This window comes from Alteromonas sp. ABH4_453, assembly GCF_056160665.1.
In genome coordinates this window covers 232,194-251,207 of the sequence record NZ_JBSWXP010000004.1, presented here as the reverse complement: position 1 = coordinate 251,207, position 19,014 = coordinate 232,194, and the positions used below count along the sequence as shown (strand labels likewise).

The 19,014-nt window shown below is 44.3% G+C and carries 23 protein-coding genes; 15 read left to right on the top strand and 8 right to left on the bottom strand.

The features are described from left to right. The first annotated feature begins 269 nt into the window (after nucleotides 1-269). The 12 genes from ACXAGV_RS09845 to mgtE all read left to right on the top strand — a co-directional run bounded on the left by ACXAGV_RS09845 (nucleotide 270) and on the right by mgtE (nucleotide 9,639). Complete coding sequence (locus tag ACXAGV_RS09845; RefSeq protein ID WP_474873097.1) at nucleotides 270-1,226, top strand: calcium/sodium antiporter; 957 nt, start codon at nucleotides 270-272, stop codon at nucleotides 1,224-1,226. 2 nt (nucleotides 1,227-1,228) lie between these two features. Further along, nucleotides 1,229-2,209: a KpsF/GutQ family sugar-phosphate isomerase gene (locus ACXAGV_RS09840; RefSeq protein ID WP_474873096.1), complete on the top strand. Its 981-nt coding sequence runs from the start codon at nucleotides 1,229-1,231 to the stop codon at nucleotides 2,207-2,209. Next, complete coding sequence (kdsC, locus tag ACXAGV_RS09835) at nucleotides 2,210-2,758, top strand: 3-deoxy-manno-octulosonate-8-phosphatase KdsC (protein WP_474873095.1); 549 nt, start codon at nucleotides 2,210-2,212, stop codon at nucleotides 2,756-2,758. Beyond that, nucleotides 2,755-3,333, top strand: a complete 579-nt coding sequence (gene lptC, locus ACXAGV_RS09830; protein WP_474873094.1) for an LPS export ABC transporter periplasmic protein LptC — start codon at nucleotides 2,755-2,757, stop codon at nucleotides 3,331-3,333. Before kdsC ends, lptC begins: the two co-directional genes overlap by 4 nt. Further along, entirely contained in the window at nucleotides 3,302-3,847 is a 546-nt protein-coding gene (gene lptA / locus ACXAGV_RS09825; RefSeq protein WP_474873093.1) for a lipopolysaccharide transport periplasmic protein LptA, read from the top strand. The genes lptC and lptA overlap by 32 nt, the downstream gene beginning before the upstream one ends. Before the next feature lie 2 nt (nucleotides 3,848-3,849). Beyond that, nucleotides 3,850-4,575 (top strand): LPS export ABC transporter ATP-binding protein, encoded by a 726-nt coding sequence (gene lptB, locus ACXAGV_RS09820; RefSeq protein ID WP_118490207.1) that lies wholly within the window; start codon nucleotides 3,850-3,852, stop codon nucleotides 4,573-4,575. A gap of 73 nt (nucleotides 4,576-4,648) precedes the next feature. Further along, nucleotides 4,649-6,130, top strand: coding sequence for an RNA polymerase factor sigma-54 (locus ACXAGV_RS09815; RefSeq protein ID WP_474873092.1), 1,482 nt, complete (start codon nucleotides 4,649-4,651; stop codon nucleotides 6,128-6,130). Nucleotides 6,131-6,160: 30 nt separating this feature from the next. Continuing rightward, on the top strand, nucleotides 6,161-6,448 hold the full coding sequence (gene hpf, locus ACXAGV_RS09810; RefSeq protein WP_012517338.1) for a ribosome hibernation promoting factor: 288 nt from the start codon (nucleotides 6,161-6,163) through the stop codon (nucleotides 6,446-6,448). A gap of 13 nt (nucleotides 6,449-6,461) precedes the next feature. Continuing rightward, nucleotides 6,462-6,905: a PTS IIA-like nitrogen regulatory protein PtsN gene (gene ptsN, locus ACXAGV_RS09805; RefSeq protein WP_474873091.1), complete on the top strand. Its 444-nt coding sequence runs from the start codon at nucleotides 6,462-6,464 to the stop codon at nucleotides 6,903-6,905. An 84-nt stretch (nucleotides 6,906-6,989) separates the two neighbouring features. Continuing rightward, a complete protein-coding gene (gene rapZ / locus ACXAGV_RS09800; protein WP_014948340.1) occupies nucleotides 6,990-7,835 on the top strand; it encodes an RNase adapter RapZ in 846 nt (281 codons plus the stop codon). After that, entirely contained in the window at nucleotides 7,835-8,107 is a 273-nt protein-coding gene (locus tag ACXAGV_RS09795; protein ID WP_474873090.1) for an HPr family phosphocarrier protein, read from the top strand. The genes rapZ and ACXAGV_RS09795 overlap by 1 nt, the downstream gene beginning before the upstream one ends. A 173-nt stretch (nucleotides 8,108-8,280) precedes the next feature. Next, nucleotides 8,281-9,639, top strand: coding sequence for a magnesium transporter (mgtE, locus tag ACXAGV_RS09790; RefSeq protein ID WP_179982437.1), 1,359 nt, complete (start codon nucleotides 8,281-8,283; stop codon nucleotides 9,637-9,639). A 55-nt stretch (nucleotides 9,640-9,694) separates the two neighbouring features. Here the strand turns inward: mgtE and ACXAGV_RS09785 are convergent, their stop codons facing one another. Then, complete coding sequence (locus tag ACXAGV_RS09785; protein ID WP_474873089.1) at nucleotides 9,695-10,447, bottom strand: winged helix-turn-helix transcriptional regulator; 753 nt, start codon at nucleotides 10,445-10,447, stop codon at nucleotides 9,695-9,697. A 222-nt stretch (nucleotides 10,448-10,669) separates the two neighbouring features. On the opposite strand from ACXAGV_RS09785, the gene ACXAGV_RS09780 reads away from it, so the two are divergent. Both ACXAGV_RS09780 and ACXAGV_RS09775 read left to right on the top strand, forming a co-directional pair. After that, entirely contained in the window at nucleotides 10,670-11,485 is an 816-nt protein-coding gene (locus ACXAGV_RS09780; protein WP_474873088.1) for a spondin domain-containing protein, read from the top strand. A gap of 12 nt (nucleotides 11,486-11,497) precedes the next feature. Beyond that, entirely contained in the window at nucleotides 11,498-12,358 is an 861-nt protein-coding gene (locus ACXAGV_RS09775; RefSeq protein ID WP_474873087.1) for a spondin domain-containing protein, read from the top strand. Nucleotides 12,359-12,538: 180 nt separating this feature from the next. Here the strand turns inward: ACXAGV_RS09775 and ACXAGV_RS09770 are convergent, their stop codons facing one another. The 7 genes from ACXAGV_RS09770 to rplM form a co-directional block, all read right to left on the bottom strand. Continuing rightward, nucleotides 12,539-13,012: a ClpXP protease specificity-enhancing factor gene (locus tag ACXAGV_RS09770; protein WP_474873086.1), complete on the bottom strand. Its 474-nt coding sequence runs from the start codon at nucleotides 13,010-13,012 to the stop codon at nucleotides 12,539-12,541. Further along, on the bottom strand, nucleotides 13,009-13,641 hold the full coding sequence (gene sspA / locus ACXAGV_RS09765) for a stringent starvation protein SspA (protein ID WP_012517332.1): 633 nt from the start codon (nucleotides 13,639-13,641) through the stop codon (nucleotides 13,009-13,011). The genes ACXAGV_RS09770 and sspA overlap by 4 nt, the downstream gene beginning before the upstream one ends. A gap of 167 nt (nucleotides 13,642-13,808) precedes the next feature. Further along, nucleotides 13,809-14,543 (bottom strand): cytochrome c1, encoded by a 735-nt coding sequence (locus tag ACXAGV_RS09760; RefSeq protein WP_014948333.1) that lies wholly within the window; start codon nucleotides 14,541-14,543, stop codon nucleotides 13,809-13,811. Continuing rightward, nucleotides 14,540-15,805 carry a cytochrome b gene (locus ACXAGV_RS09755; RefSeq protein WP_474873085.1) on the bottom strand — a complete coding sequence of 422 codons (1,266 nt, stop codon included), beginning with the start codon at nucleotides 15,803-15,805 and terminating at the stop codon, nucleotides 14,540-14,542. Before ACXAGV_RS09755 ends, ACXAGV_RS09760 begins: the two co-directional genes overlap by 4 nt. Nucleotides 15,806-15,810: 5 nt before the next feature. Next, the gene (gene petA / locus ACXAGV_RS09750) at nucleotides 15,811-16,440 is read right to left on the bottom strand and encodes a ubiquinol-cytochrome c reductase iron-sulfur subunit (protein WP_118490220.1); all 630 of its coding nucleotides are present in this window, start codon (nucleotides 16,438-16,440) and stop codon (nucleotides 15,811-15,813) included. 436 nt (nucleotides 16,441-16,876) lie between these two features. Beyond that, the gene (gene rpsI, locus ACXAGV_RS09745) at nucleotides 16,877-17,269 is read right to left on the bottom strand and encodes a 30S ribosomal protein S9 (RefSeq protein ID WP_014948330.1); all 393 of its coding nucleotides are present in this window, start codon (nucleotides 17,267-17,269) and stop codon (nucleotides 16,877-16,879) included. A gap of 12 nt (nucleotides 17,270-17,281) precedes the next feature. Next, nucleotides 17,282-17,710 carry a 50S ribosomal protein L13 gene (gene rplM, locus ACXAGV_RS09740; RefSeq protein WP_012517329.1) on the bottom strand — a complete coding sequence of 143 codons (429 nt, stop codon included), beginning with the start codon at nucleotides 17,708-17,710 and terminating at the stop codon, nucleotides 17,282-17,284. 271 nt (nucleotides 17,711-17,981) lie between these two features. Between rplM and ACXAGV_RS09735 the strand changes: the two genes are divergently transcribed. Continuing rightward, nucleotides 17,982-18,896 carry a hypothetical protein gene (locus tag ACXAGV_RS09735; RefSeq protein ID WP_474873084.1) on the top strand — a complete coding sequence of 305 codons (915 nt, stop codon included), beginning with the start codon at nucleotides 17,982-17,984 and terminating at the stop codon, nucleotides 18,894-18,896. The last annotated feature ends 118 nt before the right edge of the window (nucleotides 18,897-19,014 follow it).

Sequence of the window (19,014 nt, the reverse complement as noted above, 5' to 3'; positions counted from 1 at the left end):
GTCCACGCTAAGACGAATGTTATCTCACGTTGAAGTGATATCTGTGCCTTAGCTAACTCTTACATGTAGTTCCAGTTCCCATCCTATTTCCCTAGGTATTAACTGAAACTGAACGCTTACTAGGAATACCTTCGAACTGCTGTAACGGGTTTGATAAGCGGAAATTAACGGCAATCAGTCTCTTTTTATGAAAATAAAGCAATGCGAGCATAGGCAAATGGCACTCTTTTTGCGACAATCTATCGAAATACTAACTATTACAGGTTGTTGTGCTTTTAAACATTGTCATTTTTCTGGTTGGGCTGATTGTCTTAAGTTGGAGTGCGGACCGTTTTGTTTATGGCGCTTCAGCGCTAGCAAAAAACATTGGCATCTCTCCTATGATGATCGGGCTTACGATTGTCGCTATGGGCTCATCGGCACCTGAGATTGTGGTATCTGCTATTGCCTCTGCCAATGGCAATATGAATACAGCCGTGGGTAACGCACTCGGTTCAAATATAACCAACATTGCGCTGGTGTTAGGTGTAACCGCTCTAGTAAAACCTTTGCTTGTTTCGTCAACAACGCTTAAACGTGAACTTCCAGCGCTTCTCATTATCTCGTTAATTGCTATTGGCTTTATGTTCGATGGCGAACTGAAATCTTACGAAGGGATAATTTTACTAGGCCTATTCATTTTTGTTTTGGCAATGATGGCTTGGTTATCACTTCAAGTAGACAAAGAAGACCCCCTAGTTGCTGAGACCGCAGATGAAATCCCTCAAGGCGTTTCTAACACCTCAGCGCTTATCTGGATTGGTGTTGGCCTTATCGTATTACCATTAAGTGCCCACTTTCTTGTCAATTCGGCAGTAGAAATTGCCAGATACATGGGTATATCAGACTTAGTTATCGGGTTGACCATTATTGCGTTTGGCACAAGCCTGCCAGAGCTTGCAGCAAGTGTAGCAGGCGTGCTAAAAGGCGAAGACGATTTAGCTCTGGGTAATATCATCGGTTCTAACATTTTCAACCTACTTGCCGTACTTGGTATGCCTGGATTAATTGCCCCAGGCCTTCTCGACCCGGATGTTTATAATCGAGATATGTACGTTATGCTCGGCTTAACTTTGTTATTGTTTTTGTTCAGCTTCGATTTAATTGGCAAGCGTACAATTTCAAGAACAAATGGATTTATACTTCTGGCTTGCTTTATCGGCTATCAATTCTGGCTGTTCGGATAACCATGAATACAAAAACTCAGATGCACTATATCGAATCGGCAAAGCGTGTTATCGACATCGAAATGCAGGCTATTGCCAATCTTGCAGAACGCTTAAATGATGATTTTATCACCGCATGTAACATTCTTTTTTCATGCAAAGGTAAAGTGGTCGTTAGCGGTATGGGAAAATCTGGGCACATTGGAAATAAAATTGCCGCTACGCTAGCCAGTACAGGAACTCCTGCTTTTTTCATGCATCCAGGCGAAGCCAATCACGGCGACTTAGGCATGCTGAGTAAAGGAGACGTCTTATTAGCTATCTCTAATTCTGGTGAAACTAACGAGTTAGTTAATCTTTTGCCTGTCGTTAAGCGTTTGGGGATACACGTTGTGGCCATGACAAATAGTGCATCCAGTTCGTTGGGTCAGCACGCAGATGTCGTACTTGATATTAGCGTCGAAAAAGAAGCCTGTTCACTAGGTCTTGCCCCTACGTCAAGCACAACAGCCACTTTGGTTATGGGCGACGCCCTTGCGGTGGCGTTACTCGACCAAAAAGGCTTTACGTCAGATGATTTTGCGCTGTCGCACCCCGGCGGTAGTTTGGGCAGAAAACTGTTGCTTAAAGTGAGTGATATCATGCTAAGTGGCAGCGATATCCCACTAGTAACTTTAAATGCATCTGTTGCTGACGCGCTTTTGGAAATATCTAAAAAGGGCCTAGGCATGACTGGTGTTATCGCACCCGATGGTTCGTTAACGGGCGTGTTTACTGATGGTGATTTACGCCGAATCCTCGACGCCCGTATAGATGTACACAGTGCGACAGTAGAAGATGTGATGACCAAAGGCGGCAAAACAACCACAGCAGATCAGCTAGCTGTAGAAGCCCTAAATCTAATGGAAACCCATAAGATAAGCGCATTAATGGTTACCGATGAAAAGCGCAACCCTGTCGGAGCCTTCAATATGCACATGCTTCTGAAAGCAGGAGTACTCTAAATGACGACAACCTTATATACCGATCTAGACCAAGGGCTTTTTGAAAAGCTAGCGCATATTAAGCTACTGGTGTGTGATGTAGATGGCGTGTTTTCTGACGGTCGCATTTACTTAGGCAATGAGGGTGAAGAACTTAAAGCCTTTCACACACGCGACGGATATGGTGTAAAAGCGCTAGTAAGCAATGGTGTGAATGTCGCAGTTATCACTGGGCGACGCTCAGCAATAGTAAAAAATAGAATGAAAGCGCTAAACGTAGCACACATTATTCAGGGTGAAGAAAACAAAGCAGACGCGCTCGGCGAGTTAATGAAAAGCCTTGGGTTGAACTCAAGCGAAGTTGCCGCCGTAGGAGACGATATGCCTGACACAGGTATGTATGAGCATGTTGCAGTGAAAATTGCGGTTGCAGATGCTCACCCTTTTGTTGCAAAACAAGCGAACTGGATCACTACACTTCCAGGTGGGTTCGGTGCGGTGAGAGAAATATCAGACACTATTTTGCAAGCCAAAGGGGTAGCAAACGAGATTTTTGGAGCGAGTGTATGAGCCTATTTGGCTTCAATCGCTTAGGTTTAAGTATATCGGCGCTATTTATCTTAGCGCTTTTGATGTACATCCCTACGTGGATGGAAGAGCAGCCTGAAACTCAAGGCAGTAGCGAAAATGACGCATTGAAGCCAGCATATAAGGCTAAAAACCTAACGACTACGTTGTACAATCAAGACGGTGAGTTGAACCACAAAGTCTTTGCAGAGTCGATGGAACACTACGACCAGTTGGGTTTTGTTTTATTTCAACAGCCAAAGTATACATTGTATACGGAAAACGCTTCATCACCCTGGGTTGTAACAGCACAAGAGGGAACGCTTTATAACAATGAACTAATCCAACTTGAAAATAGCGTTGTTATTGAAAATCAAACCAGCGATGATTTTGTCAAAAGTTTATCAACCGAATACATACAGATAAATTTAGAAACGAAACAAATGACATCTGATCAACCCGTTGAGATACTGGGTACACAATACCTTATTTTAAGTAATGGGTTTAACGCGAACTTACGCACACAAGAATACGAGCTTTTAGATCATGTACAAACGACTTATTCCCCTAGCAACTAGTTTTATGCTTGCCATCGCTAGTGGTGCGGTGCTTGCCAGTGAAGACGATTTTTCACAACCCATTAAGATAGGGTCAAACACCCAGTTTATTGATGGTAAAAACAAAACAGCGCTGTACAAGGAAGATGTACTTATTACCCAAGGTTCACTCCTAATCGAAGCTGATGAGGTAGAAGTTATAGCTACAGATGGCAGCGGCCGTGAAATATTCATCGCCCGAGGGAACCCTGCAAGCTATTCTCAATCACTAGAAGACGGCACACCGGTATCAGCAAAAGCCAATGAAATTCGTTATGAAGTAGTCAATCGCACCATTTCTTTGGCGGGCAACGCTGAGCTACAGCAAGATACCAGTAAGGTGCAAGGTGATAAGATTACATTTGATATGATTACTGAACAATTGCTTGCAACGGGTGGCTCCGGTGAAGATGGTGAAGGTCGTGTAACCACAGTGTTTACTCCTGACACCATTCGAAAAACATCGTCTAAGAAAGATAATGAGGACAATGAATAGCAATGGCAACTTTGAGCGCTAAAAACCTTGCTAAATCGTACAAATCGCGACAGGTAGTGCGCGACGTAAGTCTTTCAGTGTCTACTGGTCAAATTGTCGGTCTTCTTGGCCCCAACGGCGCTGGTAAGACTACTACTTTTTACATGATTGTCGGTTTGGTCAACTTAGACAAAGGTAAGATCGAAATTGATGACAATGAGCTTACTCATCAGCCAATGCATGAGCGTGCACGCCGTGGTATAGGTTATCTCCCGCAAGAGGCATCGATTTTTAGAAAGCTAACGGTACATGAAAATATCATGGCCATTTTGCAGACCCGTAAAGATTTAAATTCACAACAACAAGAAGAAGAAGCAGACGCCCTACTTGATGAATTTAATATCAACCATATACGTAATAGTACCGGGATGAGTTTGTCAGGGGGAGAACGGCGCCGCGTTGAAATTGCCCGCGCTCTGGCAGCAAAACCACAATTTATTTTGTTAGACGAACCATTTGCCGGTGTTGATCCAATATCAGTTAATGATATAAAGAAGATAATACAGCATCTGCGAGATAGGGGTATTGGTATCCTTATCACGGACCATAACGTACGTGAAACATTGGATGTTTGTGAAAAAGCGTACATTGTGAGTCATGGCGAGCTTATTGCGCAAGGAACTGCGGAACAGGTTTTAAGTAATCAAAAAGTAAGGGACGTATACCTAGGCGAACAATTCAGGCTATAGTTAGTGTAACCTAATTGTCATTTTTCAGTTTCGCTCTGGTATATTTAATTTAGAGCATTTAAATAAGACGTAGATGAAACCATCTTTACAGCTAAAATTTAGCCAACAACTTACAATGACACCTCAGCTTCAGCAGGCTATTAAACTGCTGCAGCTTTCTACACTTGATCTCCAGCAAGAGATACAAGAAGCCCTCGATTCAAATCCGCTTTTAGAAGTGGAAGAAGGTAACGACGAGCCGCAGGTAGAAAAGAATAATGTCGATAGTGACGATAGCGCGGCTGAAGCTACAGCTTCAGCATCAAGCGATACGCTAGAAGCAGGAGATGCACTGGAGAAAAATGATCTTCCCGATGAGCTACCTATCGACAGTACCTGGGATGAGTATTATTCGGCTTCTTCCGCGCCAGCACCTGGTCCTTCTAATGATGATGAACAAATCTTCCAAGGTGAGACCACAGAAGACATCCAAGAACATCTTCTTTGGCAAATGCGCCTCACTCACTTTTCAGATAATGACCGCGCCATCGCTACAGCAATCATCGATTCAATTGACGAATCAGGCTATTTAACCGTTACTCTTGACGATATCTTAGAAGCGGTCAACGACGATGATCTAGAAGAGCCTATCGAAATGGACGAAATAGAGTGCGTGCTCAAACGCATTCAGATGTTCGACCCCATTGGTTCAGGTTCTCGTACACCTCAAGAGTGTCTTATGGTGCAGTTGCGTCAGTTTTCAGACGATACGCCTTGGCTTACAGAGGCGAAGCAACTTATCGAAGAATATTCAGACTTACTGAGTAGTAAAGACTACCGCACGCTAATGCGTAAGAGCCGATTGAAAGAAGATCAGCTGCGCGAAGCAATGCGTTTACTCCAAACCTTGAATCCTCGCCCAGGTAGTGCTTTAGTTACTAAAGAGCCTGAGTACGTTATTCCTGATGTCTCAGTAACCAAGAAAAATGGCCGTTGGGTGGTTGAGCTGAACCCTGACAGTTTGCCTAAGTTAAGTGTAAACCAGCAATACGCTGCCATGAGTCGCCGTGCCAAAAACAGTAGTGACTCGCAATTCATCCGCTCACACATGCAAGAGGCCAAGTGGTTCATTAAGAGCCTTGAATCTCGCAACGATACTTTGATGAAGGTTGCAAATTGCATTGTGCAGCAGCAAATGGGCTTTTTTGAGCACGGCCCGGAAATGATGAAACCAATGGTGCTAAATGATGTCGCAGAAATGGTAGATATGCACGAGTCGACTATTTCGCGCGTGACAACGCAGAAGTATATGCATACGCCCCGTGGCATCTTTGAATTGAAGTATTTCTTCTCAAGCCACGTAGCAACCGAGTCCGGTGGTGAGTGTTCATCTACAGCGATTCGTGCATTGATCAAGAAGTTAGTGGCTGCGGAAAACCCTAGTAAGCCGCTAAGTGATAGCAAGATTGCTTCATTGTTGGCCGAGCAAGGCATAAAAGTCGCTAGGCGAACAATAGCAAAATACCGGGAATCGTTATCGATCCCGCCGTCGAACCAACGCAAAAGCCTTATTTAAACGGGCTTAATAATATAAGGAAGACGAAATATGCAAATCAACCTTACTGGTCATCATGTCGAAATCACCGACTCTTTGCGTAATTATGTCGATACGAAGTTCAGCAAACTTGAACGTCACTTTGATCACATTTCTAATGTGCATGTCATCCTGAACGTTGAAAAATTAAATCAAAAAGCCGAAGCGACCGTTCATTTAAGTGGCGCTGAAGTATTCGCATCCTCAGAAAATACCGACATGTATGCGGCGATTGACAGCATGGTTGATAAACTCGACCGGCAGGTAATCAAGCATAAGGAAAAACTGAAAAAACATTAGTAGTTAATTGAGCATGGATATACAAGCCATCGTAAGTCTGGACCGCACCGAGTGTGCGGTTCAGTGTAATAGTAAAAAGCGAATTCTTGAGATCATCGCTGATATCGCTGCCAAGCAAAACGAGAACATTGATCAGGCAACGGTACTCAACAGTTTGATGGCTCGAGAGCGTATGGGTAGTACAGGCATTGGCAATGGTATCGCCCTGCCCCATGGACGCCTGCCGGGCCTTGAGAAAGTGATTGCCATTGTTGTAACCAGCACGCCAGCAATTGACTTCGATGCCCTTGACGAGAAACCCGTAGACATCTTTTTTGCGCTACTCGTTCCCGAGGAACAAACCGAAGGACACCTTCAAACGCTGGCCACCGTGGCTGGTAAACTAAGCGACAAAGAAACGATTAAAGCAATACGTCGCGCAACGACAAGTGACGATATTCTATCTGCAATAAGTTAAACATTAAGCGCCTATTAACCGTTTAGTAGGTGCCTAATTCAACAACGCGTATGTGATAAAACCAGAGTATTAGGGAGAAAGTAGGTGAAGCTGATAATAATCAGTGGTCGTTCGGGGTCTGGTAAGTCTGTCGCACTTCGCGCATTGGAAGATTTAGGTTATTACTGTGTTGATAATATCCCGGTAAACTTACTTCCCACCTTAACCCATACAGTTGTTGACGAGTACGATCAGGTCGCGGTAAGTATCGATGTGAGAAACCTACCTAAAAATCCTGACGATTTGGTCGAAATTCTAGACTACCTGCCTTCTTCGTGGTCGATGACCATTGTTTACATTGACGCGAGCGATGATGTTCTGGTTAAGCGTTTTAGCGAAACACGTCGTCTTCACCCTCTCGCCAAGCTTAATAAATCGCTTTCAGAAGCCATTAAAGCCGAGTCTGCCCTACTTGCTCCTATTGCTGAACGCGCAGATTTATATTTAGACACAGATAAGCTTACCATTCACCAACTGGCAGAGTTAATTCGAGAGCGTATTTTGGGTAAGAAAAGCTCACGCCTTGTGCTTGTGTTTGAGTCGTTTGGCTTTAAGCACGGTATTCCTAAAGATGCGGATTACGTTTTTGATGCCCGCTTTTTACCTAACCCCCATTGGGAGCCCGACCTTAAACATCTGACCGGATTAGACGCACCAGTAGAAGTATTTTTGGGGTCGCAGCCTGTAGTGACCAAGTTCATTTGGCAAATTCAGAATTTAATAACGACATGGCTGCCTCATTTAGAACGCAATAATAGAAGTTACGTAACCGTAGCGATTGGCTGCACTGGTGGCCAACACCGCTCTGTCTACATTGCCCAAACCTTGTCAAAAACCTTCAGCGAAATACATCCTGATGTTCAAATTCGTCACAGAGAGTTGAACCAGTAATGACTATTCAAAAAACGCTTACCATCGTCAATAAACTAGGCTTACACGCGAGAGCAGCCACGCAATTGGTTCAGCTTGCTAATCAGTTTGATGCCAAAATCATTTTAAAAAAAGGCGATAAAGAAGCCGATGCAAGCAGCGTCTTAGGCTTGATGATGCTGGAAAGTCACCAAGGCGAACAGGTAGATGTTATTGTCGATGGTGATGGCGCGGTCGATGCACTTGCTGCCATAGAAGAGCTTATTGAGGGCAGATTTAACGAAGACGAATAGTCTCAACCCGAATATTCCTTGATGAATTAATCAACAGCTAGCTTAGTAATTCCAAATTCTTGCGTAAAAGCCACGCAATTATCATGACAGACTCAATATAATTGCGATATTCTACGCACACTTAGGCTACACAGCCTTTATTTTCCATATCAGCTTAGTAGGAATAACGCCTTATGGCAGAAGCGCTTGTTTCTAAATACGTACAAACCCAATTACGCGCACTTAACGCAGCGTTGATAAACGGTCAATTTGTATCTGTACGTAAGCTTCTGCTTGAACTTCCCCCTTCAGACGTTGCTCATATTCTCGAGTCTAGCCCTAGCAGGACCCGTGATGAGTTATGGGAGCTGATTGATAGCGACTTTCACGGTGATATTTTAGAAGAGCTATCTGATGATGTTCGAAACGGTATTATCACAAAGATGCTCCCCGCCAATGTGGTTGATGCACTTGAAGAAATGGATACCGATGACTTGGCAGAAACGCTGAGTAGCCTTCCTGAACCTGTATTGGCAGACATTCTTGATTCAATGGATGCACAAGACCGCGTACGTGCAGAGCAAGCGCTGTCTTACGGTGAAGAAACCGCTGGTTTCATCATGAACACCGACACCATCACCCTGCGACCAGATGTAACCATTGACGTGGTTTTGCGCTATATCCGTTTAAAAGGCGAGCTGCCAGAGAATACAGATACGTTTTACGTAGTAAATCGAACTGATAACCTTGTTGGTATTGTGCCAGTTACCCGTTTACTCACCGCAGATACCGACGATAAAGTGTCTGACGTTATGGACGAGGAATCTGAAGCGATTCCTGTGAATATGCCAGACGATGAAGTGGCAAGCCTGTTCGAGCGATACAATTGGCTTTCAGCACCTGTTGTAGATGAAAACCATCGCTTAGTGGGCCGAATTACCATTGATGACGTGGTTGATATTATTCGTGAGGACGCCGAGCACTCAATGATGAGTATGGCGGGTCTTGATGATGATGAAGATACCTTTGCACCGGTTATGCAAAGTACTAAACGCCGCTCCGTGTGGCTGGCAGTTAATTTAGTGACAGCGCTAATGGCAGCAATGGTGAGTGACTTGTTCGAAGCCACGCTAAGCCAGCTTGCCGTACTAGCTATATTGAATACCATCGTACCGAGCATGGGCGGCGTGGCTGGTAACCAAACGCTGACCCTTGTTATTCGCGGTATGGCGCTCGGTCATGTAAATGCCAGTAACTCGCGCTGGCTTATCAGTAAAGAGATATCCATCGGCTTTCTAAACGGTGCAATTTGGGCAGTGCTTATTGCTTCTGTCATTGCCCTATGGAAACAAGACTACATGCTAGGTGTTATAATTGCGTTTGCCATGATGGTAAACATGATTGCGGCTGCGCTTGCAGGTGCAACCTTACCTATGATTATGAAGCGTCTTAAGATAGACCCTGCCCTAGCTGGAAGCGTTATCTTAACTACGATAACTGATGTGGTAGGTATTTTTGCATTCTTAGGTACGGCAACGCTGTTTTTAATTTAAGTCGGTAAAGATTTCTCTGTTCCTAGGGCTCAAGTAATTTTTTAAACTATATCGTTCAGGCGCTTAACGCCCTAGCTGTATACCCATTAATATTCAGTTTGTATCCGACACCCCATACGGTTTGTACCAGCTGCCCACCATTTTCAATACTGTTAACCTTGTCAAGTTTAGAGCGAAGACGATTAATATGTGTGTTTACCGTATGCTCATAACCTTCATGGTTATATCCCCAAACCTCGCTAAGTAGCTGATTGCGGGAAAACACCTGGTTGGGGTGACGACAGAAATAATTCAACAAAGTGAATTCACGTGCCGTTAATGCCAGTATTTGACCATTGATCGTCACGCTGTGATAACGCTGATCTACCCTAAGCGGGCCAATTTCGATGAGTTCTTCGCTACCATCGTTAGTTCTCAAGGTTTCTTGGTTGGGCATACTTCTTCGCATATGGGAGCGAATTCGTGCTGAAAACATACGCTCGTTAAACGTTCCAGAAAGGTAGTCATCGACACCTGCTTCATAGTAGTTAGCTTCATCTACTGTATCGTCAGTCGTATCAGTTCTCGGCATATCGCTTTCCACGGCCACCACCCAGCTCTCTGGGTTAGCTTCTACTAAACGTCTAATACGCTTTAGGCACATAGTATTACTGTGCGATTCGACAATAATAAGTGAATACTGCTGCGCCCTAAGCAACGACTCTGCTGATTGAAAATTAGAGACTGCGTCGTAAAGAAAGCTATGCTTACTTAAGCTTTGCGATATATTGTGTTGAAACTTATTTCCAGTGTAGATGATAAGGATCATATCTCGCTCCTAATTCGCCAATAAAAAACAAGACCCGACCCTTCGTGTTTTTATTTCACATTGATAACAATTTTTTGACTCACAAATAAGCACTCAAAATTTCTAACAATATTGTTATTTATCGATATAAATCTGTGTGTTTTTTGTGATAGTTCTGTGATGAATTAAAAATTTTACTGCCCTAAATTTTATGCGATTTAAGCCATAAACAAGGACAATAAGATGAAATTCAATAAACTTGCTAGCGCTACCCTACTGTCGCTCGCAACAATTTCAGTAAGCCAAGCAGTAACATTAGATGTTGAAATTACTAACCTAACCCAAGCGCAAAGCTTTACGCCACGCCTAGTTATTGCGCACGATGACACCGTTGACGCTTTTGAAGTCGGACAGCCAGCGTCATCGGCATTAGCGTGGCTTGCTGAAGCGGGTGTTATTGACGATGAACAAAACGCTGATTCAAGCGGCGCAAATTTTGAGGCGTTATTGGGTCCTGTCGATACAGACAATGGCTCGAACACATGGCATCGTTTTGGCGGCCTCGTAGCCCCGAAAGCTACGTTAAGCTACGAATTCGATACTATGGACAAGCCTTATCTTTCGCTACTTTCAATGCTAATACCTACTAACGATGCCTTTGTTGGTATGGACAGTATTGAAATCCCTACAGAGCCTGGCACCTATACGTATTATCTAAATGCGTACGATGCCGGCACTGAGTTAAACGATGAACTAAATAGTGCTCGTACTGACGTTGTTGAAGCTGGCACTGGAAATGCGCTGGGGGGATATGGCGTGCCTGGTGTTGCCGGTGGTGGAGCACCTACTCGTATCGTTGACTTAGGTACGGGTGGCACGGGTGTGGGTGCACAAATCGTTAATGGCGAAATTGAAGATGGTGAAGATGGCCCAGTACACATTCACCGCAATGCGCTTGGCGACACTGATAGCGTTGCTGGTGCCAGTGATCTGGACTCTACCGTACACCGTTGGTTAAACCCCGTTGCACGTGTTGTTATAACTGTTCCTGCATCTTGAGGAGCCATTACAATGACTAATCCAATAGTAAAACTCAGTACGTTATTAATGCTATCAGCTCTTTTAGCGGCGTGCGGCGACGATGGTGATACAGGCCCTCAAGGACCCGCTGGTCCTCAAGGTGAAGCTGGAGTCGACGGTCAAGATGGTGCCGATGGCGCAGACGGGCAAGATGGTTCTAACGGCCAAGATGGTATCAATGGTAATTCAGCGGTTTATACCGTACAAATTACCAACTTAACCTACTCCCAGCCCTTTGCACCTGCCGCCGTCATATTGCATGAGTCAGGCTTCCATTCATTTAGTGAGGGCGAGCCAGCCAGCATGGGCATTGAAATTATGGCTGAGGGCGGTGACCCGTCTATGGTCATTACTGAAGCAATGGGCTCCACGGAATTTTTAGATGCGCAAAACTCTGGGGGCATATTGGGCCCTCGTTCAATGGGCACAGAACTAACTCTTGTGGTTCCAGAACTCGATGCTGACGACCTACGTCTTACGGTAACAACCATGTTGGTTAACACCAACGATGCATTTACCGGCTTAAATGCAGCTAACGTAAGTAATATGGCAGTGGGTGATGCGAAAACTTTCATGACAGTGACCTGGGACGCCGGTACAGAGGCTAATACAGAAACAGCAGCCACAATGCCGGGCCCTGCCGCAGGAGCAGCAGGTGGTGGTGGTGGAGAGGCAGCGGGTTATGATGTAGTGAGGGACGACCTTGCCGATGCAGTAAGGCTCCATCAAGGTGTGGTAACCAGTGCAAACGTAAATGACCCAAGCCGTGAAGGTTTGTCAACGTCCGTACTAACGGAAGCCCATCGCTTTGATTTTCCGACAAGTCGTGTTGTGATAACGCGAACCCGTTAACTGGTAAACGGCAGTGCCACGTTAAAGCACCCTATTACTCAGCTAATGGGGTGTTTTTACTTTTGTAGGGGAACCAGAGATGAAGCTTAACTGGAATAAGAAAGATTAGCGCTGGCTTTGCTGAGTAGATAAACTTCACAAAACCAGGCTAATACATTATTTGATAAGCTAGTTAATGAGCTATTTTATAACCTTGAGGGTAGGCTTACCCTTTTTAGGTGGTACAGGTGCGTCTTTCACGTCGCTTGCATCAGCATCTTCCAGCGACGTTGGGCCGCTAGGTTGAGAAGCATCTTCAGATGTTTCTGGGCGCTCTTGCTGCGCACGAGCCATATCTTCTTCAGTGGCGAATACAGTCCCTGCACCATTTTCTCTTGCGTAAATAGCCATTACCGCTTCACAAGGCATGCTTAATCTTCTAGGTTGCCCAGAGAAGCGCGCTTGGAACGATAAGCCATCTAAATCGAGAGAAAAGTTAACACACGCACTTGGCGATACGTTTAAGACAATTTGACCATCTTTCACGAACTCCTGAGGTACTTCAACCAACTCGTTAGTTGCATCCACCACAATGTACGGCGTTAAGTCGTTATCAACAATCCACTCATAAAAAGCCCTAAGCAAATAGGGCTGGTTTGACGTCATAGATGTCATAGCGGGTTGTGGATCTCACGCTCTTGGTCAGTCAAAGACGCTTTAAATGAGCTGCGAGAGAAAATACGGTTCATGTAAGCGTTAATTTCTTTGCTGCCAGCACCGTTTAGTTCGATACCTAGTGCAGGTAAACGCCATAATAGCGGAGCAAGGTAGCAATCAACTAGGCTGAATTCTTCGCTCATAAAGTAAGGCATTTCACCAAATACAGGCGCAAGTGATAACAAGGCTTCACGTAGCTCGTTACGTGCCGCTTCTACGTCACCTTCGCCACGGAAAATACGCGCGGCAAGCGAGTACCAGTCTTGCTCGATGCGATGCATCATAAGGCGGCTTTGACCACGTGATACTGGATAAACCGGCATAAGTGGTGGATGAGGGAAACGCTCATCAAGGTATTCCATGATGATATGCGACTTGTAAAGTACAAGCTCGCGATCAACTAGAGTTGGAACAGTACCGTAAGGGTTAAGCTCCAACAGATCTTCAGACAAGTTGCTAGGATCTGTGTAGCTGATTTCAACACCCACACCTTTTTCTGCCAACACAATACGCACCTGGTGGCTATAAATATCAATTGTGTCAGAGAACAACGTCATAATAGAACGTTTATTCGCGGCTACGGCCATTCAATTTCCTCCGTCGAGAAACAAGTTTACGCTTACAAACGGTAAGCTTATTACGTTAACTCGTGCTACCTGAACACTCTATACATAAGGGTTTTCAGGTAGCACGAGTAAATACCAAAAAAGGGGGCGAGAAGCCCCCTTTTCATATTATACATAAATCTGTGCGATTAGTGCACTTCTCGCCAGTATTCTTTCTTCAGTAAGTAAACAAATACAAACAATACTGCGATAAAGATAAGTACCCACTTACCGATTTTGTGAGATTCAAGTTTTGAAGGCTCACCCGTGTACTCTAGGAAGTTCACGATATCGGCAACAGCTTGGTCGTACTCGTCAGGAGACATTGCGCCAGTACCATCTGACTTAATGCCTACATAACGCTTAACCATCTCACCATCAACCATTTGCTCTTCATAAGTACGCGTTGGCGTGCCTTGAAGTGGTTGAAGTACGTGTGGCATACCCACTTCTGGGAATACTGTGTTGTTCACACCAAACGGGCGGCTTTCGTCTACATAGAAAGAACGCAAGTAAGTGTAAATCCAGTCTTCACCACGAACACGCGCCACTAGGGTTAGATCTGGTGGAGCAGCACCAAACCAGCCAGCAGCAGCTTCTTCAGGCATTGCACGAGTGATATAGTCAGATACTTTTTCACCCGTAAACTGCAGGTACTCTTGGCCTAGTTCGTCCGGAATACCCAAATCTTGGAATGAACGCTGATATCGCTGGTACTTCATTGAGTGACAGCCTAAGCAGTAGTTCATGAACAATTGTGCACCACGTTGTAAAGACGCCTTATCGGTTAAATCGATAGGCGCTTTATCTAGGTGTACGTTCCCGCCTGCCGCAAGCGCTACGCCAGGTAGGAAGAAGGCTAAAAAGCACATCATTTTTTTCATTTAGAAATCCTCTCTGGCACAGGTTTAGTGTTTTCGTTTTTGCTGTACAAGAACAATGCAATGAAGAAACCGAAGTACATTACTGTAGCAACTTGCGACGCAATGATTTTCCAGTTTTCTTGTGGCGTACCACCTAGGTAACCCAGGAAGACAAACACAATTGCGAACACAATAAGGTTTACTTTGTGTAGACCACAGCGATAGCGCCATGACTTAACGCGACCACGGTCTAACCAAGGCAGAGCGAATAGCGCAGCAATTGCACCGAACATAGCTAGTACACCGAACAGCTTATCAGGTACCGCTTTCAAAATTGCGTAGAACGGCGTGAAGTACCAGACAGGGAAGATGTGCTCAGGTGTTTTCAACGGGTTAGCAATTTCAAAGTTAGGGTGCTCTAGGAATTTACCGCCCATTTCAGGGGCAAAGAACAACACATAAGTAAATAGTGCTAAGAATATGCAGAATGCCACAAGGTCTTTAAGTACGATGTGTGGGAAGAACGGCAATACGTCATCAGCAATGTCGTACTTGCTTGTATAGTATTCATGAATTTCATATTTAGTCTTTTCAGACTCAGGTAGTGAACCTTTCTTGTGCTTAATTGCAATACCATCAGGGTTGTTAGAACCCACTTCGTGAAGTGCAATAATGTGAAGGAACACAAGAATAACGATAACCAACGGCAACGCAATAACGTGTAATGCGAAGAAGCGGTTTAGTGTTGCGCCAGAGATAACGTAGTCACCCTGTAGCCAGATTACCAAGTCAGGACCAACAACAGGGATAGCACCAAATAGCGATACGATTACCTGTGCACCCCAGTAAGACATCTGTCCCCAAGGTAGTACATAACCCATGAAAGCTTCTGCCATAAGTGCTAGGTAAATAAACATACCAAACACCCATAAAAGCTCACGAGGCTTCTGATAAGAACCGTAAATCATGCCGCGGAACATGTGTAGATATACCACAATAAAGAACGCCGATGCGCCAGTACTGTGCATGTAACGGATTATCCAACCGTAGTCGATCTCACGCATGATGTATTCAACAGAGGCAAACGCGCCTTCTGAAGATGGAACGAAGTTCATGGTCAACCAAATACCAGTAACAATTTGGTTTACCAAAACAATAGTGGCTAGAAAACCGAACACGTACCAAAAGTTCATGTTCTTTGGAGCAGGATATTGAAGGGCGTGCATATTCGCAACGCGCATCATTGGGATGCGTTCTTCAATCCAACCTAGGAAAGCATTCATAATAATTAAGCCTCCGCTTCTGAACCGATGATGATGTTATTGTCATCAACGAATTGATATGGCGGTACAACCAAGTTCAGTGGTGCAGGTACATTTTGGAATACACGTCCAGCCATGTCGAATTTTGAACCGTGGCAAGGGCAGAAGAAACCGTCTGGTACACCTTCAACCACTTCTTCGAAAGCGCCGTCTTTAAGGTGCTGTGGAGAGCAACCTAAGTGCGTACAAATACCCACTAGAATTAGGTATTCTTCTTTCATCGAACGGAAACGGTTTTGAGCAAAAGTAGGTTGCTGCTCAGCTTCAGAGTTAGGATCTTTCAGCTTATCTTCGTGTGTGCCAAGTTCTTCAAGAATCTCTGGCGTACGACGTACAATCCATACAGGCTTGCTTCGCCACATTACACGTACTAATTGTCCAGGCTCAATCCCGCTGATATCTACTTCAACGTCAGCACCGGCGGCTTTCGCTTTGGCGCTTGGATTCCAGGACGCAATAAAAGGCACAGCAGCACCAACGACACCTACACCACCAACTACCGACGTGGCAACGGTCAAGAACCGACGACGAGTGTTGTTTTCTGGCTGGTTTTCATTGTGTGCAGACTCTGTTGCATCTACAGATACATTGCTCATCCACATTTCTCCAGGTTTGGATAATTATGATGTGTAACCCAAGCTTATACTGGTTTTATCACGCTTGCGTCATACATCATATGGCTTGTCATGACAGCAACGTAACAGCAAAAATTTACTGGTTTACGAGGTCACGAAAGTTTTCAAAATTTTCGACCGCAAATGATAAAAGAAAAGCCCTTATAAACACAAGGTTTTACTGATATTTAAGCGATAATTTAATTCAATTAGTGTGTTTAGGTTTAGTGAGAGAAAAGCCTAAAATCAAGGTTTTGAAGAATATTTGGCGATATAGCACGCACAAATTAAACCTTTGTTATGAAATAAACGGCAAGATAGGCTTCAGCCCACTTTGGAAATCGACGCTCTATAATGGATTTTAAGCAATAAAAAACCCGGCAGAAGCCGGGTTTTTGCAATACAAAAAACGTAAAAATTAACGCTTTGAGAATTGTGGACGCTTACGCGCTTTGTGTAGACCAACTTTCTTACGTTCAACGCGACGTGCGTCACGAGTAACGAAGCCAGCTTTACGAAGTGCTGGACGTAGTGCTTCATCATACTCCATAAGAGCACGAGTAAGACCGTGACGGATTGCACCCGCTTGACCGTTAGAACCACCACCTTTAACAGTGATGTATACGTCAAACTTCTCAGTCATTTCAACAAGTTCAAGTGGCTGACGAACAACCATGCACTCTGTTTCACGACCAAAGTACTCGTCAAGAGCGCGTTGGTTTACTTTAATGCTACCTGTGCCTGGACGTAGGAACACACGAGCAGTAGAACTTTTGCGGCGGCCTGTGCCGTAGTATTGAGTATCTGCCATGTTAATAGCTCCTTAAATGTCCAAAACTTGTGGTTGCTGTGCTGCGTGAGAGTGTTCTGCACCAGCGTAAACTTTCATTTTACGGAACATTGCGCGACCTAGAGGGCCTTTTGGCAACATGCCTTTAACTGCTTTTTCAAGAACCATTTCTGGCTTGTGAGCAATTAGTTTTTCAAAGTTTGTCTCTTTAAGACCACCTGGGTAACCAGAGTGCGCATAGTACATTTTGTCTTGCGCTTTACGGCCTGTAACCGCAACTTTTTCAGCATTGATTACGATGATGTAATCACCAGTGTCCACGTGAGGTGTGTACTCTGGCTTATGCTTACCACGAAGGCGTAGTGCGATTTCAGAAGCCAAACGGCCTAGAGTTTTGTCTGTGGCGTCTACCACATACCAGTCACGTTGTACCGTTTCTGGCTTAGCAACAAAAGTTTTCATTTTCAAATTCACCCGAATAATATCGTCGTTACTGATTTCTGAACACCAGAAATCACCTTAAAATCAACACAAAGACCCCTTCGAGCCGGCTGATTCTTCCACCTTCCCAAAGGTGGGCGTAACTGGGCAGGGCGCGAATTATACAGGAATTGACATAAATGCGAACCCCTAATGCAAAATAAATGAATATAATTTAGGCATTAAAACAATGACAACACATCAAATATGCGATAACTTCTATTTGTTGAATTTTTAATCACAAACAAAACAAATGAAAATCTCATCAGTGGTATGTTTTAGTGCATTTGCGTTATTTTTCCTTTGCTACGACGCAGCGGCCAAAGAAGAAAATAATAAGAGCATTATTTTCACACGCGCATTTGCAGACGACGAATACGGCAACTATCACGTCGCAGTTTTGCAAGCCGCACTTAATGCAACCCCAGAGCTGGGGACCACAAACTTAGTTCCACATCCACAACCCATGAGTCAAAGCCGTCAGCTGGTGTCACTTATCAATGGCGAAGCTGACGTGATGTGGAGCGCAACCAGTAAAGTTAGAGAAAAACAACTTACCCCAATCAGACTTCCATTACTCAAGGGTTTTGCAGGCTTCCGTGTGTTCGTCATAAATCCAGATAAACAAGATGATTTTGACTATTCCATTGATAGTTCAACACTGAAAACTCGGACCCTAGTACAGGGTTCGGATTGGCCAGACTTGACTGTACTGAGCTCGAATGGTTACAACGTTGAAGGCGAGGATTGGAGCTTGTGGTTTAATTCTATGTATTCTCTTGTGGAGAAAAATCTTGTTGACGCCTTTCCCCGCAACATCATTGAAGTACATCGTGATTTGACCCGCCATTCTGATAAGCATGTTTCCTTAGAGCAATATCACCTACTCAATTATCCCAACTATGAATATTTTTTTGTAAGCCCAAATAATCAGGCGCTTGCCAACAGGTTGAAGATAGGTCTTATTCGAATATTGGAAAACGGTGAACTTAATAACATTTTTAATTACTTTGACTACCACGAAGAGGCAGGAAAGCTCGTCGATAGTGGCACACGTAAAATTCACTATCTTGATAATCCCAACATTCCTTATCGAATAAACTACGCCCGCTGGGACAAACACCCACAGCTAGCAATTGATGCACTCACGAAAGAGCTTATTGAGTAATACTTAAAAGGCTCATGTCGTCTTCGAACTTTTATTCGAAAAACCAGAAGCTGCAGCTATTTAGATAGATTTTCACAGCAAATATCGTTAGATTGGCCGCCGATTCAACGATAATTCA